26 protein-coding genes are annotated in these 24,118 nt (G+C 63.9%); 15 read left to right on the top strand and 11 right to left on the bottom strand.

The window, feature by feature from the left end; genetic code table 11:
• Positions 1–8: 8 nt before the first annotated feature.
• On the top strand, positions 9–377 hold the full coding sequence (locus FQU85_RS06395; protein ID WP_145845838.1) for a DoxX family protein: 369 nt from the start codon (positions 9–11) through the stop codon (positions 375–377).
• Here the strand turns inward: FQU85_RS06395 and FQU85_RS06390 are convergent.
• Both FQU85_RS06390 and FQU85_RS06385 read right to left on the bottom strand, forming a co-directional pair.
• Positions 374–694 carry an AzlD domain-containing protein gene (locus tag FQU85_RS06390; RefSeq protein WP_145845836.1) on the bottom strand — a complete coding sequence of 107 codons (321 nt, stop codon included), beginning with the start codon at positions 692–694 and terminating at the stop codon, positions 374–376. The two genes, FQU85_RS06395 and FQU85_RS06390, sit on opposite strands and share 4 nt — an antisense overlap.
• Positions 691–1,377, bottom strand: coding sequence for an AzlC family ABC transporter permease (locus tag FQU85_RS06385; protein WP_145845834.1), 687 nt, complete (start codon positions 1,375–1,377; stop codon positions 691–693). Before FQU85_RS06385 ends, FQU85_RS06390 begins: the two co-directional genes overlap by 4 nt.
• A gap of 102 nt (positions 1,378–1,479) precedes the next feature.
• Here FQU85_RS06385 and FQU85_RS06380 point away from each other — a divergent pair, with 102 nt between their 5' ends.
• Complete coding sequence (locus FQU85_RS06380) at positions 1,480–3,282, top strand: S9 family peptidase (RefSeq protein ID WP_145845832.1); 1,803 nt, start codon at positions 1,480–1,482, stop codon at positions 3,280–3,282.
• Between the two features lie 43 nt (positions 3,283–3,325).
• A complete protein-coding gene (locus tag FQU85_RS06375) occupies positions 3,326–4,102 on the top strand; it encodes an HpcH/HpaI aldolase/citrate lyase family protein (RefSeq protein ID WP_145845830.1) in 777 nt (258 codons plus the stop codon).
• 1 nt (position 4,103) lies between these two features.
• Here FQU85_RS06375 and arcS read toward each other — a convergent pair whose 3' ends face one another.
• Positions 4,104–5,861 carry an archaeosine synthase subunit alpha gene (arcS, locus tag FQU85_RS06370; RefSeq protein WP_145845826.1) on the bottom strand — a complete coding sequence of 586 codons (1,758 nt, stop codon included), beginning with the start codon at positions 5,859–5,861 and terminating at the stop codon, positions 4,104–4,106.
• Complete coding sequence (tgtA, locus tag FQU85_RS06365) at positions 5,858–7,357, bottom strand: tRNA guanosine(15) transglycosylase TgtA (RefSeq protein WP_145845823.1); 1,500 nt, start codon at positions 7,355–7,357, stop codon at positions 5,858–5,860. The genes arcS and tgtA overlap by 4 nt, the downstream gene beginning before the upstream one ends.
• Before the next feature lie 79 nt (positions 7,358–7,436).
• Here tgtA and FQU85_RS06360 point away from each other — a divergent pair, with 79 nt between their 5' ends.
• Positions 7,437–9,380: a PQQ-binding-like beta-propeller repeat protein gene (locus tag FQU85_RS06360; RefSeq protein WP_168219944.1), complete on the top strand. Its 1,944-nt coding sequence runs from the start codon at positions 7,437–7,439 to the stop codon at positions 9,378–9,380.
• Here the strand turns inward: FQU85_RS06360 and FQU85_RS06355 are convergent.
• Complete coding sequence (locus tag FQU85_RS06355; RefSeq protein WP_145845819.1) at positions 9,365–9,910, bottom strand: NUDIX hydrolase; 546 nt, start codon at positions 9,908–9,910, stop codon at positions 9,365–9,367. The genes FQU85_RS06360 and FQU85_RS06355 overlap by 16 nt on opposite strands.
• 40 nt (positions 9,911–9,950) lie before the next feature.
• Entirely contained in the window at positions 9,951–10,652 is a 702-nt protein-coding gene (locus tag FQU85_RS06350) for a hypothetical protein (protein WP_145845817.1), read from the bottom strand.
• A 379-nt stretch (positions 10,653–11,031) separates the two neighbouring features.
• Between FQU85_RS06350 and FQU85_RS06345 the strand changes: the two genes are divergently transcribed.
• From FQU85_RS06345 to FQU85_RS06325, 5 genes are all read left to right on the top strand, one after another.
• Positions 11,032–12,045, top strand: a complete 1,014-nt coding sequence (locus FQU85_RS06345; RefSeq protein WP_145845814.1) for a site-specific integrase — start codon at positions 11,032–11,034, stop codon at positions 12,043–12,045.
• A 143-nt stretch (positions 12,046–12,188) separates the two neighbouring features.
• Positions 12,189–12,824, top strand: coding sequence for a hypothetical protein (locus FQU85_RS06340; RefSeq protein ID WP_240792460.1), 636 nt, complete (start codon positions 12,189–12,191; stop codon positions 12,822–12,824).
• Positions 12,825–12,907: 83 nt separating this feature from the next.
• Positions 12,908–14,476 (top strand): DUF4209 domain-containing protein, encoded by a 1,569-nt coding sequence (locus FQU85_RS06335; RefSeq protein ID WP_168219943.1) that lies wholly within the window; start codon positions 12,908–12,910, stop codon positions 14,474–14,476.
• Between the two features lie 149 nt (positions 14,477–14,625).
• Positions 14,626–14,958 (top strand): hypothetical protein, encoded by a 333-nt coding sequence (locus FQU85_RS06330; RefSeq protein WP_145845805.1) that lies wholly within the window; start codon positions 14,626–14,628, stop codon positions 14,956–14,958.
• 218 nt (positions 14,959–15,176) lie between these two features.
• On the top strand, positions 15,177–16,004 hold the full coding sequence (locus FQU85_RS06325; protein ID WP_145843649.1) for an IS5 family transposase: 828 nt from the start codon (positions 15,177–15,179) through the stop codon (positions 16,002–16,004).
• A 225-nt stretch (positions 16,005–16,229) separates the two neighbouring features.
• Here the strand turns inward: FQU85_RS06325 and FQU85_RS06320 are convergent, their stop codons facing one another.
• Together FQU85_RS06320 and FQU85_RS06315 are read right to left on the bottom strand one after the other, a co-directional pair.
• On the bottom strand, positions 16,230–17,015 hold the full coding sequence (locus FQU85_RS06320; RefSeq protein WP_145845802.1) for an ABC transporter permease subunit: 786 nt from the start codon (positions 17,013–17,015) through the stop codon (positions 16,230–16,232).
• Positions 17,008–17,931, bottom strand: coding sequence for an ABC transporter ATP-binding protein (locus FQU85_RS06315; RefSeq protein WP_145845800.1), 924 nt, complete (start codon positions 17,929–17,931; stop codon positions 17,008–17,010). The genes FQU85_RS06320 and FQU85_RS06315 overlap by 8 nt, the downstream gene beginning before the upstream one ends.
• Positions 17,932–18,241: 310 nt before the next feature.
• Here FQU85_RS06315 and FQU85_RS06310 point away from each other — a divergent pair, with 310 nt between their 5' ends.
• Genes FQU85_RS06310 through FQU85_RS06295 form a run of 4 tightly spaced genes read left to right on the top strand, consistent with a single transcriptional unit; the run spans position 18,242 to position 20,249 of the window.
• Positions 18,242–18,559 (top strand): hypothetical protein, encoded by a 318-nt coding sequence (locus tag FQU85_RS06310; protein ID WP_145845797.1) that lies wholly within the window; start codon positions 18,242–18,244, stop codon positions 18,557–18,559.
• Between the two features lie 7 nt (positions 18,560–18,566).
• Complete coding sequence (locus FQU85_RS06305) at positions 18,567–19,433, top strand: FAD:protein FMN transferase (protein ID WP_145845795.1); 867 nt, start codon at positions 18,567–18,569, stop codon at positions 19,431–19,433.
• On the top strand, positions 19,417–19,704 hold the full coding sequence (locus FQU85_RS06300; protein ID WP_145845793.1) for a hypothetical protein: 288 nt from the start codon (positions 19,417–19,419) through the stop codon (positions 19,702–19,704). The genes FQU85_RS06305 and FQU85_RS06300 overlap by 17 nt, the downstream gene beginning before the upstream one ends.
• A complete protein-coding gene (locus FQU85_RS06295; RefSeq protein ID WP_145845790.1) occupies positions 19,704–20,249 on the top strand; it encodes a hypothetical protein in 546 nt (181 codons plus the stop codon). The genes FQU85_RS06300 and FQU85_RS06295 overlap by 1 nt, the downstream gene beginning before the upstream one ends.
• Here the strand turns inward: FQU85_RS06295 and FQU85_RS06290 are convergent.
• Both FQU85_RS06290 and FQU85_RS06285 read right to left on the bottom strand, forming a co-directional pair.
• Positions 20,243–20,764, bottom strand: a complete 522-nt coding sequence (locus FQU85_RS06290) for a metalloregulator ArsR/SmtB family transcription factor (protein WP_145845788.1) — start codon at positions 20,762–20,764, stop codon at positions 20,243–20,245. The genes FQU85_RS06295 and FQU85_RS06290 overlap by 7 nt on opposite strands.
• Positions 20,765–20,767: 3 nt before the next feature.
• Complete coding sequence (locus FQU85_RS06285; RefSeq protein WP_145845786.1) at positions 20,768–21,055, bottom strand: hypothetical protein; 288 nt, start codon at positions 21,053–21,055, stop codon at positions 20,768–20,770.
• A gap of 214 nt (positions 21,056–21,269) precedes the next feature.
• Between FQU85_RS06285 and FQU85_RS06280 the strand changes: the two genes are divergently transcribed.
• Positions 21,270–21,794, top strand: a complete 525-nt coding sequence (locus FQU85_RS06280) for a helix-turn-helix domain-containing protein (RefSeq protein ID WP_145845784.1) — start codon at positions 21,270–21,272, stop codon at positions 21,792–21,794.
• Between the two features lie 124 nt (positions 21,795–21,918).
• Here FQU85_RS06280 and FQU85_RS06275 read toward each other — a convergent pair whose 3' ends face one another.
• On the bottom strand, positions 21,919–22,569 hold the full coding sequence (locus tag FQU85_RS06275; RefSeq protein WP_145845780.1) for a helix-turn-helix domain-containing protein: 651 nt from the start codon (positions 22,567–22,569) through the stop codon (positions 21,919–21,921).
• Between the two features lie 116 nt (positions 22,570–22,685).
• On the opposite strand from FQU85_RS06275, the gene FQU85_RS06270 reads away from it, so the two are divergent.
• Positions 22,686–24,008, top strand: coding sequence for a cbb3-type cytochrome c oxidase subunit I (locus FQU85_RS06270; protein WP_145845775.1), 1,323 nt, complete (start codon positions 22,686–22,688; stop codon positions 24,006–24,008).
• The last annotated feature ends 110 nt before the right edge of the window (positions 24,009–24,118 follow it).

Here is a 24,118-nt window from a genome sequence, read left to right as displayed (position 1 = left end):
GGTCGGGTATGAGCGACGACAAACCGTGGCTGCTCGGCCGGCTGGCGCTCGGCCTCGGACTGGCGTTACAGGCGAGCGAGGACTTCCGCGACCTCGACGACCACGTGGAGTACGCGGAGTCGGCGGGCGTTCCGATGCCGTCCGTGCTCGCGCCGCTCGCGTCCGCGGCGATGATAGCGGCAGGCGTCTGTATCGCGCTCTGGCGGCTGCCGCGGCTGGCGACGGCGGCGGCGGCGGGCTTCCTCGTGACGGTGACGGCGACGATGCACGACTTCTGGAACGAGGAGGGCGACGCGAGCGGCGAGCGTCTCGCGTTCTTCGGGAACCTCGCGATGCTCGGCGGCGTCCTGCTCGCCCTCAGGAGAGCGTTCGACTAGACGAGAAAGCGCAGCGCCCAGAGCGCGAGCATCCCGGCGGCGATTGTGGCGAACATGTTCTCGGTGTACCAGGCGACGAGCGCCGCGGCGACGCCCGCGACGAGTTGGTCGGGCGCGACGTGGAGGACGCCGTCGTAGCTGACGAACTCGGGGACGACGAGCGCCGCGAACACCGCCGGGGGGACGAACGCGAGCGCGCGCGAGAGGCGGGGCGGGAGGTCGCCGGTGCGGCCGACGAGGTAGAGGAATGAGTACCGGATGAGGAACGTCGCCGCCCCGATGACCAGCACGAGCCCCCAGAGGGTCGCGTCGTTCACGCCTCGTCACCTCCGAGCGTGAGCGCGGCGGCGACGCCGAGCACCGCGCCGAGGAGGAGGCCGAGGTTGAGCGGGAGGCCCGCGCCGAGCGCGGCGACGCCACCACCGACGACGGCCGCGAGCGTGCTGGGGCGGTCGTTCATCGCGGGGACGAGGAGCGCGAGGAAGACGAGGGGGACGGCGAACGTCACGCCCCACTTCGCGGGGATGCTCGCGCCCGCGAGCAGGCCGGCGACGGTCGCTATCTGCCAGACGATCCAGAGCGGGAGGGCGACGCCGAGGTAGTAGCCGCGGGGGTCGCTCGGCGGGTCGTCGCCGTAGTGGCTGATGGAGAGCGCGTACGCCTGGTCGGTGAGGAGGTACGCCATTCCGGCGCGCCAGCGCTCCGCGACGTCGTCGAAGTAGCCCGCGATGGACGCGGAGTACATCATCATCCGGAGGTTGATGACGACGGCGGTGAGCACGACGACGGCGAGCGGCGCGCCCGCGTCGACGAGTTCGACGGTCGCGAGCTGGCTCGCGCCCGCGAACACGAACACCGACAAGCCGATTGCCTGCGCGAGGCTGAACCCGGCGTTGCCGGCGGCGACCCCGACGACTAGCCCGAACCCCGCGATCGCGGGGACGAGGGGGAGGACGGCGCGCGCGCCGCGCCGGAACTCGGTCGCGTCGGGAGCGTTCATACCGAGTGGTTCGCGGGCCGCAAGTAAGGCCCGTCGATTCCCGAATCGGCCACCGAGGTGGGGGACGCGAACGCTTTTGGCCGTCCGCGAGTATTCACTTCCGTGACAGCTACTGTCGAACTCGAAGAGCTCGCGAGCCTGCCCGAGTTCTACCACCCGCGCGTGTCGCCGGACGGCGACCGGGTGGCGTTCTACTACGACGAGACCGGGCGGAACGAACTGTACGTGCAAGACCTCGCGTCGGGCGAGCGCACGCGGGTGAGCGACGGGAACGTCCCGCGGGCGGCGCGCTGGCCCATCGCGTGGGACGCCGACGGCGAGCGCGTGTTCTTCCACCAGGACGAGGGCGGCGACGAGCAGAACGACATCCACGCGATGACGCTCGACGGCGAGGTCGAGGTCGTCGTGGCGGTGGACGGCCAGGCGGCGTTCCACGACGTGACGAGCGACGGCCGGTACGTGCTCTACGGGAGCGACGAGGGCGAGCAGATGAACCTCTACCGGTACGACACCCGCGAGGACGAGACCGAACGGCTGACCGCGTACGACCAGCCCGTGCACGGCGGGCAGTTCGGGCCGGACGAGGAGCGCGTCGCGTACGTCGCGAACGAGACGGACGCGCTGGAGAACCGGGACGCGTACGTGATGAACGCGGACGGCAGCGAGAAGCGGAAGCTCGACGTCGGCGAGGTCGGCGCGGAGGCCTACCCGAACGACTGGCATCCCGACGGCGACCGCCTCCTCGTCTCCGACAACACGACCGACCTCGGCCGGGTCGGCGTCTACGACCTCGAGACCGACGAGGTGGAGTGGCTCTCACGTGGCGAGTACGAGGAGTCCGGGGCGGCGTTCGGCCTCGACGGCGACACCGTCGTCGCCTCGCGCGTGCGGAACGCGGCGACGATGCCCGTCGAGTACGACCTCGATTCGGGCGACGCGACGGCGTACGACCTCGACGAGGGCGTCGCCGGCCTCGCGGGCGACGAACACTTCGACAATGAGGGCCGGGCGATACTGGCGCACACCACCTCGGACGAGCGCAAGACCCTGTACGCGTACGACCGCGCGAGCGGCGAGACGGAGACGCTCATCGCGCCCGAGTACGGCGACATCGACCCCGAGACGTTCGTCGAGTCCGAGTACGTCACGTACGAGAGCGAGGACGGCCTGGAGATCGGCGCGCTCCTCTACGATTCGGGTGAGCGTCCGAGTCCCGCGGTCGTGATGGTGCACGGCGGCCCGCACGCGCGCTCGATGCCGCGCTTCGACCTGTACGCGCAGTTCCTCGTCTCCAGAGGCTACACCGTCCTCCAGCCGAACTACCGGGGGTCGACGGGACGGGGGAGGGAGTTCAAGCACCGCATTCACAACGACTGGGGCGGCGGCGAGCAGGCCGACGTGGCCGCGGGCGGCGAGTGGCTCCGGAACCTCGACTGGGTCGATTCGGAGCGCGTCGCCGTGATGGGCGGGTCGTACGGCGGCTATTCGGCGTACTGGCAGATGGTGCAGTACCCCGAGCTGTGGGCGACCGGCATCGCCCAGGTCGGCATCACCGACCTCCTCCGGATGTACGAGAACTCGATGCCGCACTTCCAGTCCATGCTCGAACAACAGCTCGGCGACCCCGAGGAGAACGAGGCGTTCTGGCGCGAGCGCTCCCCGCTCACGCACGTCGAGGACATCCGGAATCCCATCCTCATCGTCCACGGCGTCAACGACCCGCGGTGTCCCGTCGACCAGGCGCGCGTCTTCCGGGACGCCCTCCTCGACCAGGGGTGGACCGAGAACGAGGACGGCGACTTCGAGTACGAGGAACTCGGCGCGGAAGGCCACGGCTCCACCGACATCGACCAGAAGATTCGACAGTTCACGCTCGTGGACGACTTCCTCGACCGCCGGCTCTGAGCGGGCCGGTAGAGGTTTTCCGTCGGCGCGCGAAGGCGTGAGTATGGTGAACGAGTTACGGGAGACGCTCGATTCCGGCGGTGTGGCGCTCGGCGTTCTGGATAACGCGTACAGTCCGACGCTGGTGGAGTTTTACGGCGAACTCGGTCTGGAGTTCGTGTGGCTGGACTTCGAGCACGGCGGGCCCGACCCGTGGGATTCCCGCGAGGTCGAAGACCTGTTGCGGGCGGCCGAGCGGACGGACATCGAACTCCTGGTTCGGCTGCCGGACACCGACCCGACGCTGGTGCGGAAGGCGCTCGACCTGGGCGTGCGGAACGTCTTCCTGCCGCGCGTCGAGACCGCCGACGAGGTGGAGGCGGCGGTGCGGTCGTCGCGCTTCACGTACGACGGCGAACCCGGGAAGCGCGGACTCGGGTCGCCGCGCGCGCGGCACTGGGGACTGAAGGAGAATTACGTCGAACGCGAGGACGCGGAGACTGTCGTCGGCACGACCATCGAGACCAAGGAGGCCGTCGAGAACATCGAGGACATCGTCTCGGTTCCCGAACTCGGGTTCGTCTTCCTCGGGCCGCTCGACCTCTCCGTCTCCTACGGCCACCCGGGCGAACTCGACCACCCCGACGTACGGGACGCCCTGGAGACCGTTCGCACCGCCGCCATCGACGCGGACGTGCCCGTCGGCGGCCTCGGCTTCGGGATGGACGACGTGAACGAGAAAGTCGAATCCGGCTACCAGATTCTCAACCTCGGCAGCACCACCGGCGCGCTCAAGGGCGCAGTCCAGGGCTGGCTGGACGGCTACGAGGGCGAGCGCTAGGTTAGCGTTCTTCTGAGTGCCGCACGTCTACCGCGATGCCGCGCGTGCTCTCCGCCATTTCCTGACCACGCATCTCGGCTTTCCCGACGGCGAACGCGCTCGGCCCCTCGACGACGACTTCGTCGCCGACGCGGATGTCGTCGTCCGCGGTCACGATGCCGGGCGCGAGCACGGAGCCGCGCGGCACGAAGTCGTCGATTTCGACGGTCTTCGTCTCCACGTCGGAGTCCACCCAGCGGCGCGCGCCGCGGAGCGTGAGGGAGAGCAGGCCGTACTGGGGGACGAGCGCGGCGAGCTGCTCGCCCTCGGCGTCGAGCGCCTGGAGTTTGGGATAGCGGCCCTGCACCTGGATGTCGCCGAGGAGGTTGTCGCCCGCGCCGCGGCCGAACTGGTAGTCCGCGACCGCGCGCAGCGTGCGTTCCTCGCGTTCGGACACCCAGATCTGGTCTTCGCCGGCGAGCGCGTCCCGGAGGTTCGCGAGGCTCTCGCCGGTGGTCGGGTGGTCTTCGACCGTGTACTCGACCGGGATATCGATGTCGGCCTCGACGCGCTCCACGATGTCCCGGTAGCCCTCGGGCGGGACGTGCGCGATGACGCGCGGGTAGTCCGTGCGTTCGAGGTAGCGCCGGAGGACGCGCGCGACGAACTCCTTCTCGTCCTCGCTCCAGCGGCCGGTGACGACGGAGTCGTAGTGCTGGGCGGGATACGTGAGTTCGAGGTCTTGCGGGACGACGCCGATGGGCGAGGTCATGGAGACGACGTGCGCGCGGTACTGCGCGGCGTCCTGGAACTGGCGGTGGCTCTGACTGTCACTGTAGGGCTTGCGCGCGCTACACGGCACGAGGAGGAGCGGGCGGTCGTCGCCGTACCGATTCACGTACCGAGAGGTGACGCGGTCGGCGAACCGCTGAATCTCCACGCGGCGGAGCGTGTCCTCGGACGCGGCGAGCAGGAGAGTGTCGCGCTGCACGGGCGTGCGCGCTTCGAGGTAGCCCCACTCCTGGTCGAGTTCGCGGAACGCGGCGGTGAGCCAGGCCTCGTGGCGCGCCTGCCCCTCGACGTAGTCGCGGAGGCGGCCCTGGCGGATGCGGGTGCGGACGCGCGCGAGTTCGGCGCGCAGCGCGTTGAGGTTGTGTTCCTTGCAGTCCTCGCGGCCGAACTCCTCGCGCGGTCGCTGGCAGGCCGGGCACGCGCAGGGGAGGTCGTCCAGGTCGGCGAGTTCGTGCTCGCCGTCGGTGGTGAGGTATTTGCCCTGGGTGCCGTAGACGGCGGCGCGGTGGCCGTCGAGGAGGTCGACGCCGGCGTACGCGAGGACGGCGGCGTTCGCGGGCGTGGCGACGCCGGAGAGGTAGAGCGCGCTGTCCGCGGGGAGGCGGTCTTTCGCCTCGACGACGGCGTTCGCGAACGCGCTCGCGTGCCCGACGAACCCGGGCGCGTTCGATAAGACGTAGGCGTCCGCGCCGTAGTCCGCCGCTGTGCGGGGCGTGACGACGGCCGCGCTCGGATACTCCACGTCCGGGTAGTCGGGCGCGAACGACTCCTGGACTTCCTCGCGCGTCCCCGAGGGAAACCCGCGGTAGGGGAGGATCGTCAGCCGGGAGTCGTCGCCCTCGGGGAACGGCTGGCTCTGGAACCACTCGCTGCCCGCGTCCGCCACGACGTCGTCGACGAGCGCGGGCGTCGCGAGGGACTCCGCGAGTCGGAGTTCGCCGAGGCGAGCGGCCGAATCCCGCTCGTGCACCTCGAAGTAGTCGGTCATGCGTCGTCCTCCGCGCCGGAGTCAGTAGTGTGTCCCGTTTCGAGGTTCACCAGTTCCACGCGGGGCGGCACGTAGTCGAGCGCGCGCGCCGGCCAGTCGCGGTGGGCGAGCGTGAACTCGGTGTCGGGGTTGAGCGCGACGAGTCGAGAGACGCCCTTCGCGGCGGCCTCGTAGCCGGCGTCGTCCATGCGCTCCGGGACTTCGGCGGTGAAGGGGTAGCTGGTGGCGAGTTCGCGCGGGTACGGGCCGAGCGGCGGGCGGACGCGCCACGTCTCGTCGAAGTCGTCGTCCGTCCCGGACTCCGCGAGGAGCACGGTGTCGGGGAGGTCGAAGCGGTCGAGGCGGTCGCGGTGCCGGACGACCTCGGGTCGGCGCGCGGACTCCGGGGACGTGTAGTAGAACGTGTCCTTGCTCACCGGATCCGATTGCTCGTACTGGCCGGCGTGGTCGAGGAACGCGCGGTAGCCGTCGAGCACGCGGGGGTGGGCGTGCGCGCGGGCCTCGACGAGTTCGAGCAGGCTCCCCTGTCGAATCGCCTGCTTCACTCTCCGCAACTCGGTGAAGGAGACGTGGAGGTTGTGCTCGGCGAGCAGTTCCTCCTGGGCGGCGTCGGGCATCCGCTGGACGTCCGCGGGCGCGTGGTCGGTGCAGACGGGACAGCCGCAGGGGAAGTACTGGAGGGAGTCGAGGTGTTCGGTGCCGTGGACGGTGAGGTAGCGGCCGTCGCGGGCGTAGAGCGCGTACGCGGCGGAGTCGAAGAGGTCGCAGCCGAGCGCGGCGGCCAACGCGAACATCATGGGGTGGCCCGCGCCGAACAGGTGGACGGGCGCGTCCCGGCCGAGGCCGCGTTTCGCGGCGGCGACGGTGTCCGCCATCTCGCCGTACCGGTAGTCGTTCAGCAGCGGAACGACGGCGCCGACGGGGAACACGTCGAGGCTGGTGTGTTCGGCGTGCCGGCCCGCCTCCTCGCGGAGGCCGGGGTGCGTGGAGCCCTGGACGGGCGCGTTCACGAGCATCTCGCCCGTCTCCACCGTCTCCGCGAGTTCGAGGCGGCGCTGGGTTTCTTCGAGTTCTTCTTCGGCGCGCTCGCGCGGCACGTCGGGCGGCGTCGGGATGTCCACCGGCGTCCCGATGTCGCTCCCGATGGCGTGCTGGAACTCGAGAATCTCCTCGGTGTCGGTGTCGATTTCGCCGTACTCGGCGAGCTGGAAGCTCCCGGAGTCGGTCATGATCGCGCCGTCGAAGTCCAGCATCGCGTGGAGGCCCTCGTCGAGCGCGCGCTCCCGGAGGTCGTCGTCGTTCTTGATGATGTAGGAGTTCGTGATGAGGATTTCCGCGCCGAACTCGCGGAAGCGGGCGGGGTCGACGGTGATGATGTTCGGGTTCACCACCGGCATCAGCGTCGGCGTCTCCACCGTCACGCCCGCGCGGGGGACGGTGAGGTCGCCGATGCGCCCCCCGGCGTCCTGGGCGCGCACCTCGAAGTGGTCTCTCATTACCCGGTTTCGGGGAGCGCTCGCATTGAGGGTTGTGTATCGCCGAACGTTCTTGTCGGTGCGCGCGAACGTGACGGGTGTGCCCGCGACACGACGCGCGTTCCTCGGCGCGGCCGCCACCGCTCCCGCGTGGTCGCTCCCCGGAACCGCCCTCCATCACGACTGGACGTACCGCGCGCCCGGACTCGTCTACCCGCCGCGCGTCACCGAGAACACGCTCGTGACGGCCGTGTGGGGCGCGGACAGCGAGCGCGCCGTCGGCCTCGACCCCGGACGCGGCGGCGAGCGGTGGGCGTACCCGGGGTCAATCGGCTGGCAGACCCGCGGCGTGGGCGAGCGCGTCGTCGTGCAGGGCGTAGACCGGCGAGCGCTCACGGGCGTCGACCCGGCGAGCGGCGCGGTCGCGTGGACGGCGGCGTTCGGCGACCCGGGGGAGACGGTGGTTCGAGAGACCGCTGTCGACCCCGGGGCGGGAACCGCGTACGCGGTCACGGACGCGGGCGTGGTCGCGGTGGACATCGCGTCGGGCGACCGGCGGTGGCGGGTCGCGGACGCGACCGGGTACGCCGCGGGAACGGCTGAGGCGGTCGCGCTCGAAACGGCGGACGGCCTCGTCGGCGTCGGCGTCGCGGACGGCACCGAGCGCTGGCGTCACGGGAACGTCGCGTGGACGACCGAACACGAGTCGCTCGGGCGCGTCGTCGCAGGGCGACGCGGCCGCCTCGTCGCGTGGGACGTGGACACGGGCGCGGTCGCGTGGTGGCGGGACACCGGGTCGCCCGTCGGAACCATCGGCGACCGCGTGCTCCTCCGAACGGCGACCGGCGACGGGGCGACGGAACTCGTCGCGGTCGGCGCGGACGGGAGCGTCGCGTGGCGGTACAGCGTGCCGGACGCCGCGGGCGCGAGCGTCACCGACGACGCCCTCCTCGTGTTCACGGGGAACGAGAGTGAGGGAGCGCGGACGGTGACGGTGGTCGCGGACGGGCGGGCGCGCTGGCAGGACGCGTTCGAGTACAGCTACGGCCTCGTCACGGCCTCGCGGGGCGAACTCCGCGTGCCGACCGCGGACGGCGTGGAGGCGCGGTCGCTCCGGGACGGCCTGGTTCGCTGGCGGTACGAGACGCCGGGCCGGGGCGTGTACGCGGTGGAGCGCGACGGCCGCGCGTACGTCGGCGCGGAGGCGGCGGACGGCGAGTCGTTCGAACTGCACGCCGTCAGCCCGCCGTGGAGCGGGTTCGCGGCGGCGGCGCGCTGGGGCGAGCGGAACGCGGGCGTGCTCGCGGCGCTCGGCGGACTCGGCGCGGTCGGCGCGGCCGCCGCGGGCGTGCGGCGGTGGCGCGACCGACGGCGGGTCGCGGGTCACGTCGAGACCGTCGAGCGAACCGCCGAGTGGACGACCGCGCGCGTCGAGAGCGGACGGATTCGAACCGAATACCGGGGCGTGGACGAGACCGGGTTCCGGGCGGCGTGCGAGGCGTGGGCGGCCGCGAGCGACACCGAGGGCGTGCTCGCGCTCCGCGAGTGGGGGTTCGACCCGCGGCCGTGGGTGGAGACCGTTCCGTACGAAGCGACGCTCGCGGACGGAGCGGAGCGAGAGCGCGCGCTCCGCGCCGTGTCGCGCGCGGCGGACGCGCTGGCGCGGCTCGACCGCCCGCACGGCCTCCTGCGACCCGCGACGGTCGCGGTGACCGGCGACCGCGCGGACGTGCGGGACGTGGGGTTCGGCGGGCTCGCGGCGGCCGCGTGGCCGAACCGCGACGACCCGTACGCGCCGCCCGAAGCCGAACCGACGCCGGCGGGCGACGTGTACCGCCTCGGCGCGCTCACGCATCACGCGCTCACCGGCCGCCCGCCCGAGAACCGCGGGGTGGACGACAGCAGGGTCGACCGTCCGGTCTCCGACGACCTCCAGGCGGTCGTGGAGACCGCGCTCGCGGCCGACCCGGACGAGCGGTACGGGACGCCGCGGCGGTTCGGGGAGTACCTCTCGTGGGCGGCGTTCGCTCAGGAGACGTGGTAGGTGAGGACGCCGACGACCGTGCGCGCGTCGCGGAGGTCGCCCGCCGCCGCGGCCGCGACGAGGTCGTCGAACTCCGCGGTGTCCACGCGGATGGTCTCGTCGTGGTCGAGGTCTTGCTCCCCGGTTGGCGTGCAGCCGCGCGCGACGAAGTGGTGGTGGACGGAGTCCGCGTACCCGTTCGCCGGTTCGACGGTGGTGAGCGGTTCCAGCGAGTCGGCCTCGTAGCCGGTCTCCTCGCGGAGTTCGCGGCGCGCCGCCGCCGCCAGGTCGGCCGCGTCCTCGGGTTCGGTGCCGCCCGCGGGAAGCCCGCGGTTCACGCGGTCGACCGCCTGCCGCCACTCCTCGATGACGACGACCTCGCCGTCGTCGGTGAACGGCAGCACCACGACCGCGGGCGGTTCGCTCAGGTAGTCGAAGTCGGTCTGCGTGCCGTCGGGGAGGGTCACGTCCTCGCGCACCACGTCGAACCCGGGACACGAGTACGCGACCGCTCGCTCGCGGGTCGTCCACGCCAAGTCGTCGTCGCTCATGGGCGGTCGCAGGGGGACGCGGGAGAAAGCGGTTGTGGTGTCAGAACTCGACGGTGGCGAGCGAGTCGCTCAACTCCCGGACGTGGTCGTTGTACGCCTCCACGAACAGCGGCACGTCCGGCGCGTGCTGGCGGACGTCCGGCGCGGACGGCGGCCCGTACTGGCCGACGAGGTACACGTCGCCCGCACGCAGGTAGGACGCGCGGCCCTCCGCGTACTTGAGCTCCCAGCGCGTGCCGGCCACGCGGGACGCGAACGACCCGTAGTCGCCGCCGTCGTACCGGTGGAGTTCGCCCGCCATTCGGTCTGCGACGTCCCGCACCTCGGAGACGATGCGGTCGCGCTCCGCCACGATATCGCTCGTGGACGCGGGCTCCGGGAACGCCGTGGACACCGCGTCGAGCGTCCCCCGCATCGACGCCACGTAGTCGTTGAAGGACGCCACGAGACCGCCGTAGTGCTCCATCGCGCGCGCCAGCGGCTCCGGCTCCGGGTCGCGCTTGGTGGAGACGACGTACACGTCGAGGCCCGCCGTCCCCTCGAACCGCAGGAAGTCGAGGCCGCCGTCCTCGTACTTCACCGTCCACTCACCACCATCGACCCGGAACGACCGCCGCCCGTACTCGCCGCCGTCGAGGCGCGCGAGCGACCGCGCGAGCTCGCCCGCGTGCTCCCGCACCGCCGCCACGACCTCGTCCCGCCGCTCCACCGCGGCGTCCGCGCTCAAAAGCTCCGAATCCATACCCCACACTCCGCCGCCACCCCGGATAAACAGACCGCTCACGAAACACGACGGACGAACGAACCGACGCATCGCTCGTGAGTGTAGAAATGCGGGAAGTGGGCCGGCGTTCTGTCCGGCACGCTCCACTCGGTTTCGCGGGTGTCGGTTCCTGCCGGAGCGGCCCTAACGGGCCGCTCGGGCGGGCTTCCGCTTCCACGGGGCACCGGCGCTAACCGTGCCGGTTGCCACGTTCCGGGCGCGGCGCGCTCCCTGCGGTCGCGCGCCGTGCCGGGCTTCCGAGCGGTCGGGCCACCACGGTGCTGCGCCGTCCGACCGTGTGGCGCGGGCCGCGCCGCCGCGCGCACTAACTCGTACCAGCCGGAGCGAGTTAGAACCCATGGACGACCTCGAACCACTGACTCCGGCGGAAGGCAAAGCGCTGTTCCAAGAGAATCGACGGGGCGAAGTCTCCGATGCAACCTTGCGGTCGCACGGCTATCGCGTCGAACGATTCGTCGAATGGTGCGACGCGAACGACATCGAGAATCTGAACGAGCTGAGCGGACGGGATCTCCAGCGGTACAAGATGAGTCGCAAGTCGGAGGTGAAGAAGACGACGCTGAAGAGCCAGCTGGATACGCTCCGCGTATTCCTGCGGTTCTGCGAATCCATCGACGCGGTTCGGGATGGACTCGCTGAGAGTGTCATCATACCCCGCCTGGAACCCGACGAGCGGTCCAGTGACGCGATCCTGCATCCGGACCGCGCGCAGCACATCCTCGAATTCCTAGATAAGTACGAGTACGCGACCCCGCAGCATACGATCCTCAGACTACTCTGGGAGAGCGGGGCGCGCACCGGCTCAATCCGCGCGCTCGATCTGGATGACGTCCACACCCAGGCCGGGTACGCGAGCATCCGCCACCGCCCAGAGACCGACACGCCGTTGAAGAACGGCGAGGGCGGGGAGCGTGACATAGCGCTGTCCGCCGCGGCGTGCGCAACGATCGACGACTACGTGGAGACGTACCGGCACGACGTCACCGATGACCACGGCCGTGAACCACTCCTAACCACGAAATTCGGCAGAATGACCGTCAACACGTTCCGGTACCACGTGTACCAACTGTCGCGTCCCTGCATGGCGGGCCGGGAGTGCCCGCACGGCCGCGACCCCGACGAATGTGAGGCGACAGAAATCCGGCATGCGGCCAGCAAGTGTCCGGACTCAGTGAGTCCGCACGCTGTGCGAAGTGGCGCGATTACCCACTTCCTGAGTGAGGATACGCCAGACGGCGTAGTGTCGGATAGGATGGACGTGTCGCAGGCGGTGCTCGACCGCAGCTACGACAAAAGGTCACTCCAACAGAAGATGCAGCAGCGCCGCGAGCACTTACCGGATTTCGACTAGCTGAATAGCGCTGAAACCCGGCGGTTTCCCCTCGAAACCGCCGGATTATGTCGAAGGTATGTGAACCGATCTCCAAATAATCGGTATCCTGGGCCGCTCAGGTTATCTCGGCTGGAGCCCTATCAGAATCTCTTATGCCGACGATGGATTTCGAAGCCGCAGTCGCCCGCACGCTCGAACACATTGATGCATCGTCGGGCATCCACCCCGCGAACAAGAAACTCATCCACGACTATCACCGCGACATGATCCTCTCGGACATCAGTATCGCTCAACAGCAGAAGCTCATGTCTCGGTTTAAGATCCTCGCAGAACAGGTCGGTCAAGCACGGTTCGACGAACTCCAGAAGGAGGACCTGGTCGATCTCGTTGCGTGGCTGTATACCCGCGGCACAACGGACGCTACTGTTATAGAGTACAAACAAGCGATCAAGCAGCTCTGGAAATGGATGAACGGCGGCGAAGAACCGGAAGAGACGAACTGGATTCGCCGCTCCCGGAGTTCGTATGCGAAGCTACTCCCGCATAATCTACTCGAGAAGCCGGTGAACCCGCACCATTTCAGACACAGTCGCGCGACGTATCTCGCAAACTATCTCACAGAAGCGCAGATGTGTGAGTGGTTCGGCTGGGCACGCGGGTCACGTGTCCCCGGACGCTACGTCCACCTCTCGGGGCGAGATATCGATCACGCATACGTAGCGACGTTAGCTGAATCTGGGTACGAACACATCTCATCGAATCCTTCGACATTGCCTCGCTCTGGCAGTTCAGCGTAGGGTGGTACTCTGTTACTCAAACCAAGGACTGTGAACCATATTTTATAATGATTCGTTGATCTTCTGTGGATAGAATGCGATTGGTGGAGGAACTGGAATCGTTACTAGAGGTCGGGCCGCATGATTCCACGTTCCGCTATCAGTTCTCCACGGTGATGCGAGAGATGCGTGACGAGTGGGGTCGCTCACCCGAGGAGATTCGTGATGAGATCGGTGAGGCAGATTGTGATCACCCGTTTCTTACTGCTATTGTGGGGTTGTCACGGTGGGTCGAAAATGAAACCTATCGTGATGGGGCAGAACTAGCGGTCACGAAACTGGAGGAGGGGTTTGAAATCGCCGATGAAGAAAGTTGGGAACCGTTAGCAGCAACGGTACTAGAAGAGTGGTTACAGTTACTGGTGCAACTCCAGCACGATGACGCCCTTGAAGCGACGATTGAGGAAGCGATTGCTTTCCTTCGGCGTACGGATGAGTTGGCTATCGGGCCGGCGTTCGATATTCTCGATTTAGTTGTTGAACATCCTGAGGCCATTCCTGCAACTGTCATTGATGATCTGCTTGCCTTCTTGGAGGAGCAGGCGGATGAAGCGCGTGAAGAGCGTGACTACGATACTTGTCGGAAATATTGGCGGCATATTCTGGAGGTCAATCGAGTGACGGATCAATCGGTGGAGAGGGCGAAGGACGGAATTATTGAGTCGTATCACGAACAGCTGGCGTTTCTTCAAGGCGGGCAGCATGCCGTGCGTGCATCAGTGGCCCACGAAGCTGTCAAAGAGTGTGTTGAGTGGGTTGATGAAGCGACGCGGGCGGAGTGGGAGCAGGAGCACCGGAAGGCGAACCGGGCGAGTATTGATCAGATGGGTGAATTTTCGTATCAGCCACCGGACGAGGAGATTGAGGAGCTTGATAACGCACTTGAATCGATCATTGATCAATTTGAAGAGCTAAAAGAGGAACGGCATACTGGTTTTGCGATTAAGTGGCTGGTCAACCGCGATATATTGGTTCCTGATTCGGAGCCGGTGGATCGTGGGCCAGGAGTATCGTTCCGCGAGCTTGTGCAGTCAAGGACCATCACGTCGTCAGGCGGATCGTATTCACAGGATGAATCAGGTGGTGACTGGTCAGATTTGTACTTGGTCGCGGTACAGCACAGTCACAAGGTATTGCAAGATTTGATCTACCGGTTAGTGAACCGGGGATTGATTCACGAGGGTGATTTCTTCATTTTGTTCAATCGACGTAACACGTTGCGGGCTGACACAATCGCGTTTCTATCCGACTTTGTGATCGCGTTCTTCGAGAACCGAGGGGCAGCGGCAACCCATATCGGGATGGCCCAGCTTGAGGCGGTAATCCGCAGCCAGATGGAAGAATACGGAAAGAGCACACTCCGCCTTGATCCTGACACCGGCGAGTTACATCCTCGATCAATGACCGGGTTATTGGGCCAGTTAGAAGGTGACGTCGCCGAGTCATGGATGACCTATATGCGGTACCGATACACGGATCTCTCGGGACAGAATGTTCGGAATAAGATCGCTCACGGTCATCTCCGATACCGCCAGGCACAGTGGGGTATGGGTTGTATCCTATTGTTCGATATGTTGCGAAGCTTCCTCGAGCTGGAACGCGCCTACACCTGAAGCTGTGGGGAAGTCAGGGGTGAAAAACCATCTGTGTCAAACACATCTTCGACAACGACTCTGTGAAAATCCTCAACAGACAACATATTCTGTCGGAGGTCGTTATGTACAATGGAAGCACTAATCATAGCTGGTGAGTAGAACCAAGAGTGGACTCTCTAATTGATTTAGAGCCGTACGCTAGCGGAGACAAATCTGAAATCGAATTCCAGATTCGTCGGGATGGCGAAGATGAAGAAAACTCGTTCTGGGAGGCGAAGGTCTCGGAAGTTGCTCCCATTCGATCGGCTGACTACCAAGATGTTCGTGGACTACAGAACGAAGGTTGGGAATACTTCGCAGTTGTTGAGTTCACAACTGGTCTAGGGAGTGGGAGGTCAGAGTTGTTCGAAAACGAAGATGGAGAGGTTTACTGGGGGGAATTGCGAGGTGACGAACTTGAGATAATTCGTCAAGTAGCGATTGTAGGTGAAGCTGAGTAAACAACATACGCAGTCCTACTTAGCGGCTGTTCCAGTGGAAGGAATGCCGAACAAATTGCTCTGTTGAATAGGTGTTGAATCACGGTTACAGCGGCTCACACAGTGATTCTATGTTGATGATGGCGAACATCAGGACAATTTGGCTCTGGTGAATCGCTGGACAGCGTCGGCTTCGACCGTCAGAACTAGTGGAATGAAGCGGGAAACCGCCGATGCCTATGTCGAAGATTTCCCGCTTCACGAAGAAAGCGGTTCAGTTAGCTAAAAATGCTGTCGGTGGTCGAGGCGAAGTCGCCGCCCCCGAAGGGGGTGGCGGCTTCGCCGATTACGCTGTTGTGTCGCTCCACTGTCTTCGGGTTTACTTGGAGAAGTCCTACCGAGAGGCGTTGGATCTGCTGAGCGAAATGCCACATATTCTCGGGGAGATCGGCCTCGAACCGGCCGATCTCCCGCATCACTCCACGCTAGTAAAGTGGTTTGACAGGATCAAGACAGCACTCTGGCGAGTGCTGCTGCGCCTCTCGGCGCAGCTGCACGAGCCGAGCGGACACGCCGCTATTGACGCGACGTTTTTCGACCGCGAACACGCCAGCAAACACTACTGCCGTCGGACAAATTACCGCGTTCAGACGCTCAAAGCAACAGCTCTCGTGGACACAGAAAGCCACGCCATTCTGGACGTTCACTGTACGACTGAGAAACGTCACGACACACAGCTCGGCTGGCGGGTCGCCCGCCGCAACGCGGGCGACCTCGCCAGCCTCGCCGCCGACAAAGGCTACGATTGGATGGAGTTACGCGAGAAACTCCGTGAAGACGGCGTGAGACCGCTGATCAAGCATCGTGAGTTCCGGCCCATCGATCACGCGCATAACGCGCGGATCGATGGGCCTCGCTACCGCCAACGAGCGATGTGTGAGACGGTCTTCTCAACGATCAAGCGCACGCTCGGCGACGCCGTGCGTGCGCGATCTTGGTACGGTGAATTTCGTGAGCTCGTCCTGATGTGTGCGGTTCACAACATCAAGCAGGCGGTGAAACCGTGAAATCACGCTACGTCTAGCGATTCACCACGGCCGCTCATTGCAATTCAACGTAGTGCTCGTACCCACTAAAGTATTTTTTAGATGATATGTTTGAATGGATAAACAACCCGTTTGAGCGGTCAAACGGCTCGTCTAGCGCTTCTGGAAATAGATGGCTTCCAGTACGGCAGGTGGTTTTCGTAGGTTGAAGTTTCCGGAAGATGCCACGAGAAGCAGTTACGTTGATTAAATATCACGTCGGATGAACCACAGTTGGCTGACGGCGATGAGTGTCGCTATCATCCCAAGAAGGATAGCCGCGCCGACGAGATCATACGTCCCGTCAAGAAGGACCTCGTTCGGTTCGAAGTACCGCATCGGCGCAATCGCTCCCAGTCTCACGTAATCCGTTCCCGTCAGCAACGATTCGACGAGGTAGAGTCCGAACGTCACGCCGAGTGCGACGCGTTGGGCGATACTCGCACGGTCGAAAAACACCGATGCAAGCAATCCAACTCCCGCACAGGCAAACAAGTACGGAATTGATAGCAAATGGAGGGCGACGACATCAACGACGGACAGTGGCTCCCCGATGAGGTCAGCACTTACGAGCACGACGACCGCCGTGACGATATTCACCGTCAGGATCGGCACGCCGAGTGCGGCGAACCGTTCGAGCGCGATACGCGGCCGCGACACCGGCATTGACAGCAAGGTATCCATCCGCCCGCGGTCGATGTCGTCGGCAATGATACTCGCTGCGCTGTACGCGAAGTACAACCCTAGCAGAATGACCCAGCCGAACATATACAGCTCAACCGCAAGAAACCCCTCGAGTGAAGCCATTGTCTGGATGTTGAACGCTTGAATCATCGGTTCAGGAAACGCTTCCCGAAGTTGCGCCATATCCATTGCTCGGCTGTACGAGGGGTATGCCCAGACGGCGAACGCGGCCAACAGCGACATCCCAACGGCAAGGTACACGCTTCCCTTGAGGCGCTTGGCGGCGTCATATCGGGCGAATTCAAACATCCTCGCCACCCCCGTAGAACCGCAGAAAGACATCTTCAAGCGGCGCTTCCTCAATCGAGACATCGACCATCTCGTGGTCGGGCAGCCTGGCGAGCAGTTCGTTGATGTCGCCGGTGAACGTAAACGTACACTCGGTGAATTCCCGATCCGGGTCGGCGTGCTGGTCGTCCGACACGCTCGTTTCGAGGTCGTGAACGCCGTCGAAATCGACGAACTCGATGGGGATCGGGTCGGCGCTGTTGATGCGGACAACTTTCCCAGTCCGACGCAGGAGCGTGTCGATTGGATCCACAGTGACGAGTTGACCGTTGCGAATGATGCCAACGCGGTCACAGAGCCGTCGAACCTCGCTCAAGATGTGCGAGGAGAAGAACACAGTGACGCCCCGGTCCCGTTCTGCCCGGAGGAATTCGGCGAATCGATGTTTCACGAGGGGGTCGAGGCCACCCGTCGGCTCGTCGAGAATGACGAGATCCGGGTCGTGCATGAACGTCGTCACCAGCCCCAGCTTCTGGACGTTCCCGCTGGAATAAGCACGAACTTGCCGGTCAAGTGGCGGGTCGAACAGGTCGAGCAGTTCCGCTCGTCGGTCGTCGCCTTTCACGGCGGCATGGAGGTCGAGAATCTCTGCCCCGGTTGCTTGGTCGTCGAACGCCTGATCGTCCGAAAGGTGACCGATCCGGTGTTTCGCGTCGATGAGGGCCTTGCGGTCCCGAATATCAGTCCCGAGTACCCGTGCCGTCCCTGCGGTCGGTTTGATAAGCCCGAGGAGCGTCCGTATCGTCGTTGTCTTCCCCGCACCGTTCGGGCCAAGATAGCCGAAGATCTCGCCAGATTCGACCGTGAACGAGATATCGTCATTAGCGAGAACCTCCCCGTAATCCTTCGTCAACCCGTCAAGCTCGATCGCGCCCATACTTCAACCATTTCGCTACCCTCATTTCGTTGTATCGGCGTTCCACGCTACCAACGAGTCAAAATCCGAATTCTCGAGGCTGGCGGAGTATCTCTTGTACGTGCTACAGAATTCACCCAGACACAGTCTGCTGTCTATGGATCTATCCACGCGTTGATTCTCTCAACACGAACCCTTCGATAGCTGTACGAAGATTCGAGGATTAGACGCGAACGGCTTACTTAGATGATTGCCTCCCTCCATCTGTAATGGCTCGGATCAACGACCGCCACCGTAACCGTCCTGGCTCAGAAACCGAGGGGACGTAATTATGCGGATTCCAGTCCCAACCAACAAACTTGTCGCGTTTACCCTCGTGGGTGCGCTCCTTACAGCGATCGTTGCTGTTGGCCTCGCTGGCCCACTTACTGGTTTCACACAATCGGGTGAACAGGCAGGCCAAGCGGGACCGACGAACGCAGATACACCTCAACAGGTTGCTGCCGACGCTCCAACCCCGAACCAGGACTTCACGCCAGCAGTCCAGACGCAGTCTGAGCACGAGGAGGACGAACATGAGGAGTACGAGGACGACCACGACGAAGGCGAAGACGACGGAGAGGGTGAAGACCACGAGGAGGAAGAGTGAGCCCAGAATGGGAACCCTCGTTGACCTCTACGAGCGGGTTGGTGACGCGCACCGTGAGTTCAGCTGCTGCGATACGACGTTCGTCGTTGAGGCTACGGGACTGCGGGTTAACGCTGCCGTATCCGATGCGCGGGAGACAGCTGACTCGCTTGAAGGCCAACTGAACGCATTCGAGACGACGAGTGCGGTCAGTCAGCTGAACAACGAGGGAACGGTCACGAACAGGCACGTCGCACGGATCGTCCGCCGTGGACTCGAATACTTCGACCGCACGGATGGCGTCTTCGACATTCATCAGGGCCGTGTCGAACACGCCCTAAAAGCGTTCCTGCGCGGCGACAGCGACTCGCTGCCGGAAACGTTCGACACCGGAACAGTCCAGCTCGACGGCGACCAAGTCACCACTGATGTCGCACTCGATCTCAATGGTCTCGCCAAAGGGTACATCGTTGATCGAACCGCAGAGACACTCGCCAGCCCCGGCCGACGCGGATTCGTCAGTGGCGGCGGCGACATGTCTCCCCCGTCGGGGCCGGTCGCTATCGAGAGCCCTTACGGCGACGATACGCCGTTGAAAATCTTGGAGACAGACTGGCACATCGCAACGTCCGGTGAGTACCGCCGCGAACGGAACGGCACCGACCACGTCTACAACCCGCAAGCCGAGTCGCTTGGCTCGCGTCACGAGTCAGTCACTGTTGTCGCACGACGGGATTGTATGGAGGCCGACGCGCTTGCGACGACACTGGCTGCCCTTCCCCTCGCCGAGGCACAGACGCTCGCAGACGACTGGGACGGAGTGGAAGCGCTCGTCATTCACGACGGTGTCTTTCATCCGACCAACGGATTCGACGCCCATGTCTTGGACGCATAAACAACGAATCACGGTCGTCGCAATCGTCGTCCTCGTCGCAGCGGTCCCAGTACTGTGGCAGGTCGGGGACGTGCGTGCTGCGCAGGCAACCGAAGAACAGCAGAACGACCTCGTCAACCAGGTCGTTTCGACGCGACAAGCACCGGACGATTACGACGGCGACGGCATCACCGATTCCACGGACCGGTGTCCGACGCGGCCCGAGACGACGAATAGCTTCCAGGATGCGGACGGCTGTCCCGACATCGTGGCGACGACGGGGGCGTCGTAATGTCGGCCATCATCTGGTATCTCGATCGCGGGGCCGCCCTCGTCGCGTATCCAGCGCTATACCTGGCAGTACTGACGGGTATTCTCTACAATACGGCGTCGTTCGGTGTGCTCCACGAGGCTGCCCAACGCGTCCACATCGAAGTCTCGGTGTTCGCGATGATCGTCACGCTGCTCCACGCAGGGCTCGGCGTGTTGGATACATGGTTCGTCATCACCGGGCAGGCCCCGGCGCCTGCGTACTCAATGACGTACTTCCTTGGTGGCATCGCCGTCGGGGTGGGCGCGCTCCTCATGCTCGTCGTGGCGGTATTGGGCTTCACCGACGCAAACCGCTTCCAGCGGCCGTGGGGCCCGCGCGTCGTTCACTCGTTCGCATACGCCGGGTTCGCCTTTGGGACGATTCACGCGGCAGCAATCGGCACCGATCTGCTGGGACTCGTTCGTCCCGTGCTGGGGCCCTCGGTGGCGTTTCTCGTCTACGTCCTCCTCTTGCGCGTATTCGTCTTGCGGGGGATCGCACCGGCCGCGTCCACAAGTCAATAATTCTCCCACAGGCCGAGTAAGCGGTCAACGACTTTGTCGGTGAACGACCGACGGTGGATCGTGTACAGGTATTTGACTCGGTCGGGGTCGCTGACGGCGTAGACGACGCTCCGGCCGTCGCGTTCGTTCGTGACGAGGTCGGCGTCAGCGAGATTCGAGAGGTGCCACGAGACCGTCGATTTGGCCTTGTCGAGGCGATCGCTTAGTTCGGTCGTCGAGAGTGGACCGTCCACGAGGAGGTGCGCGAGGATGCGGCGGCTGTATTCGCGCCGCAGCGCGTTCATCACGACTTGGTCGGTTTCGTCGAACTCGGCAGCTGGATAGTACCGCGTGTACTTCCCATCGTCCGAGACCTCGATGAGGTTCTCGTCGGCGAGCTGGCGGAGGTGATACTGGAGCGTTCCTTGTGCGTAGTCGAGAGTATCGAGAAGCGCACGGAAATGGATGCCCGGGGTGTCGGCTATCTGCTGGTAGATTTCCCGCCGGGAAGCCAGTTCGAGGTCCGGGTCAGACATTGCTTAGTCCCGCGTCAGAGCGACGAAAAACGCCAGTAAACCCCCGAGGATGAGGATCGCACTCCCGTGTTCGAGCAGTTCCAGCGTCGCGTATGGCAAGTATGGTAGCAAGGGGTGTTCGAGGAACACGATGAGTCCGTAGACAGCGAACATCCCGTACCCGACGGTGACGATCCGCATGCGCCGGTCGTGCTCGCGTCGCCATGCGAGGTAGCTGAGGATGCTAAGCCCTGTGGCGAGGACGAAAATGCCGAGGCTAACGTACTGTTCGAGGAGTTGAGCGAGTGGCATAGGCTGTTAGTTTTGACCACGACCGATGCGAGCTACTCAACGGTCGATACATCTCAACCGAGGTGCCTTCCTGCTAAAACGGTTGGCGTCCAACCGTCGAATCCAACCACAATACGGATTCTGGTGCTGATCCTCATCAAATCCCGATGACGTTCGGCTCGCAGATGGCACCCGGTCGTCAATACTTAATCCCGCGCACGGCTTCAATTCATCCATGAGTGCGTTCGATTCTGGCCACCAACTCGAGGACATTGCCGTCCGCGACACGCGGGTGTCTGATGCAATCGATGAGCCGATGCGGGCGATGATCCTCGACATCCTCGCGGATGCCGCCTTGACCGCGGGTGAGGTTCACGAACAACTCGCGGACAGGGGGATCGACCGGACTGAGAACACCGTCCGTCATCATATCAATGAACTCCGCGACGCAGGGCTCGTGGATGTCGTTCGATTCGAAGAGGGGCGAGGCGGCACGACGAAATACTATGGAGCGAACACGATCGTCCTCTCTTACTCGCTCCCAGAGACGTCCGAGCCAGCGATCGACGAGATGACTGATTCAGTCCAACCCCAGATCGAGGCGGCACTCGCAACGCTGACCGAGGAGTACGAGGACGTGATTGACGACATTACGGCCGAGATGCAACCCTGCGAACACTGCCGGACGCAGAAATACGAGACGTACGTGCTTCTGACTGTCTTGCGTCGCGCGTTCGTCCGTGCGTACCGAGACAAGTAATTCCCCCAATGAACCCTAACCGCATACCGGTGGGTCGGACCTCGCTGTTTTGACTTCATTCTCTAACGAAGTAGATGGCGAAAAGCGGATTCACCGAGAAGACCAGCTCAACGTGTGTCGTTCACTACCCGACCTCAACTCTCATGTGTTCGTCGATGAACCAGTGGATAATATGGCCTTCCGCTCGGTGTAACACGTCGCTACACGTCGCATTCGCAATATCGAGCGTGTCTGCAATGTCCCCGAGCGTCGCTTCGCGTGGGGCCTGATAATAGCCGTTCTCGGCCGCTGTGAACAACACTTCTTGCTGGCGGTCTGTCAGCAACTGATCCGCCTGACTCGCGCCGACATCCCGAACGAACTCAATCGAGAACCCGATTCCAAACTCGTCAAGCTGTGTACGAAGTCGGGACAACCGACTGTTCGAGGTCATCATCTCCCAAGTCGCTCGTCGATCCTGAATCTCGAACGGCGTCGTGAGCGGAACCCCGGATCGCCAAACAGGCAATAACAGCAGTGGGTTCGATGATTCGATCTGCAAGAGCGCCTCGTCCTCGTATTTCCAGAGCAATTCTAATTCATCGATGTCCGCTCGCTCCCGGATTTCAGTAATGATGGAGAGCGGATCGTCGGTTCGAAGTCGAACCAGCGCGATCCCGGTGTCTTCACCGGGCATCGCAGCGACAACTTCGAAGCGGAGATCCGGATGCTGCGCAGAGACGTCACCGATCCAGGTCTCCGCGGGGACATCTATCGTTAGTTTCGCGTGTGGCATCGACGGATATCGAGTGATAGGTGGCTGGCTCGGTTAACCCTAGGTGCGAATATATTAGCAACTGGCTCGCATCTTCGCGCAAACGAATAACGGACTCTCACAAGTATTCTCCCTTGATGTCCACCAACGAAATCTTATCGTCACCGAGTGACGCAGCAGAACCACTCCGGTTCACACCGTTTCATGCTGCCGGTGTGTTGTTTATCGGGGTCGGTCTCGTCTTCGCCGTGTACCGCGGCCTGATGGAGTTCGATCTCGTTCCGATCGTCGGCTGGATGACCTGGAGCCACATTCACTATGTGACGATCGGCGGCTTCACGCAGGTGCTGTTCGGCATGCTCCCACAGCTAACAGCCAGGAAACTCAGGCGACCACTCCCATCCAGGCGGACACTCAGGAGTATCTTCCTCGCGTTGAATGGCGGGTTTCTCGTTCTCTGGTACGGCCGTGCCTATGGGAGGACACTCGCCTTTGACGTCGGCCTCGCGCTGATCTGGTTCACGACGCTGGCCGTATTCTTGCTGCTCGTCGCTATGGTCATGAAAAGCGACGGTGAGCAGGCGTGGGATACGACGATTGGTCTCTATCTGCTCTCGGTATTCGTCTTCCTGTTCGGGATTCTCTATGCCATCGGGTTGTTCAGTCACCCCTGGCAAGTTCCTGGTGGGTGGCACGGTCTTCGTGAAGCGCACGTCCACGCGAATGCATGGGGGTTCCTCGGCCTCGCAGCCATCGGCACCCTGTACAACCTGCTGCCTCGCTTGACACAGACCGACCTCTATAGCGACCGACTCAAGAACGCCTCATTCTGGCTCCTCGCCGCTGGTATCTTCCCGCTCATTATCGGGCCCTGGCTCGGGATGGGGCGACTGGTCACGATGCCGGGACTCGTCCTGTATGGGACTGGATTCGTGCTGTACTTCTACAACCTCGCACGGACCTATCAATCAGGGACTCGGTCGTCGATTGCCCGAACGCTGCTGACGGCACAAATCTGGATTCTCGGACCGGCCGTGTTCGCACCGTTCCTCTTGTTTGGCCTTCCACTCGGGATTCGGAGCACGTGGGTCGAGCAGGGCGCGCTTCACTTTTTCTTCCTCGGCTGGGCGCTGCCAATCGCACTCGCCGGGTTGCGTGCCTACTTCCGCAATCTCCCCTGCATGATCGACGGTGCTCTCGGCCTCAAAGACCGAGCCAACCCGACCGATCTACTCCCCGTAGATGAAATTCCCGCAGGGATATCACTGTGGACGCTCGTCGCGTGGAACGTCGCTGTTCTGGCTGTTGGGCTTGGGTTTTTCTTTCAGGATCAGACGTTTGCGACGTATCTCCACGGGCTCGGGTGGCTCCTCCTCATCGGTATCTGGGCAGTCCAACTCGCAAAGATCGTCGCGGGACGGCGGCGACTTCGCCTGGAGTCGTCACCAAGTGATCAGTAATTTGAGGAGGACCCATCGGCGAAGGTGACACGCCCGATATTCGGGATCAGACGAATACGTTCGACTATCTCGGGTTGAACGCCGATGTCGATTCGAGTTACTTGTGCTCT

It is taken from the genome of Salarchaeum sp. JOR-1, from assembly GCF_007833275.1.
GTDB lineage: Archaea > Halobacteriota > Halobacteria > Halobacteriales > Halobacteriaceae > Salarchaeum.
The sequence above is the reverse complement of the archived record's forward strand: the minus strand, read 5'-3'. Positions and strand labels throughout refer to the sequence as shown.

Excerpts from the sequence above, each read along its gene's own strand:
- FQU85_RS06395 (WP_145845838.1), top strand. The coding sequence starts at position 9 with ATGAGCGACGACAAACCGTGGCTGCTCGGCCGGCTGGCGCTCGGCCTC.
- FQU85_RS06385 (WP_145845834.1), bottom strand. The coding sequence starts at position 1,377 with ATGAACGCTCCCGACGCGACCGAGTTCCGGCGCGGCGCGCGCGCCGTC.
- FQU85_RS06375 (WP_145845830.1), top strand. The coding sequence starts at position 3,326 with ATGGTGAACGAGTTACGGGAGACGCTCGATTCCGGCGGTGTGGCGCTC.
- arcS (WP_145845826.1), bottom strand. The coding sequence starts at position 5,861 with ATGACCGACTACTTCGAGGTGCACGAGCGGGATTCGGCCGCTCGCCTC.
- tgtA (WP_145845823.1), bottom strand. The coding sequence starts at position 7,357 with ATGAGAGACCACTTCGAGGTGCGCGCCCAGGACGCCGGGGGGCGCATC.
- FQU85_RS06355 (WP_145845819.1), bottom strand. The coding sequence starts at position 9,910 with ATGAGCGACGACGACTTGGCGTGGACGACCCGCGAGCGAGCGGTCGCG.
- FQU85_RS06350 (WP_145845817.1), bottom strand. The coding sequence starts at position 10,652 with ATGGATTCGGAGCTTTTGAGCGCGGACGCCGCGGTGGAGCGGCGGGAC.
- FQU85_RS06345 (WP_145845814.1), top strand. The coding sequence starts at position 11,032 with ATGGACGACCTCGAACCACTGACTCCGGCGGAAGGCAAAGCGCTGTTC.
- FQU85_RS06340 (WP_240792460.1), top strand. The coding sequence starts at position 12,189 with ATGGATTTCGAAGCCGCAGTCGCCCGCACGCTCGAACACATTGATGCA.
- FQU85_RS06325 (WP_145843649.1), top strand. The coding sequence starts at position 15,177 with ATGTCGAAGATTTCCCGCTTCACGAAGAAAGCGGTTCAGTTAGCTAAA.
- FQU85_RS06320 (WP_145845802.1), bottom strand. The coding sequence starts at position 17,015 with ATGTTTGAATTCGCCCGATATGACGCCGCCAAGCGCCTCAAGGGAAGC.
- FQU85_RS06315 (WP_145845800.1), bottom strand. The coding sequence starts at position 17,931 with ATGGGCGCGATCGAGCTTGACGGGTTGACGAAGGATTACGGGGAGGTT.
- FQU85_RS06310 (WP_145845797.1), top strand. The coding sequence starts at position 18,242 with ATGCGGATTCCAGTCCCAACCAACAAACTTGTCGCGTTTACCCTCGTG.
- FQU85_RS06305 (WP_145845795.1), top strand. The coding sequence starts at position 18,567 with ATGGGAACCCTCGTTGACCTCTACGAGCGGGTTGGTGACGCGCACCGT.
- FQU85_RS06300 (WP_145845793.1), top strand. The coding sequence starts at position 19,417 with ATGTCTTGGACGCATAAACAACGAATCACGGTCGTCGCAATCGTCGTC.
- FQU85_RS06295 (WP_145845790.1), top strand. The coding sequence starts at position 19,704 with ATGTCGGCCATCATCTGGTATCTCGATCGCGGGGCCGCCCTCGTCGCG.
- FQU85_RS06290 (WP_145845788.1), bottom strand. The coding sequence starts at position 20,764 with ATGTCTGACCCGGACCTCGAACTGGCTTCCCGGCGGGAAATCTACCAG.
- FQU85_RS06285 (WP_145845786.1), bottom strand. The coding sequence starts at position 21,055 with ATGCCACTCGCTCAACTCCTCGAACAGTACGTTAGCCTCGGCATTTTC.
- FQU85_RS06280 (WP_145845784.1), top strand. The coding sequence starts at position 21,270 with ATGAGTGCGTTCGATTCTGGCCACCAACTCGAGGACATTGCCGTCCGC.
- FQU85_RS06275 (WP_145845780.1), bottom strand. The coding sequence starts at position 22,569 with ATGCCACACGCGAAACTAACGATAGATGTCCCCGCGGAGACCTGGATC.
- FQU85_RS06270 (WP_145845775.1), top strand. The coding sequence starts at position 22,686 with ATGTCCACCAACGAAATCTTATCGTCACCGAGTGACGCAGCAGAACCA.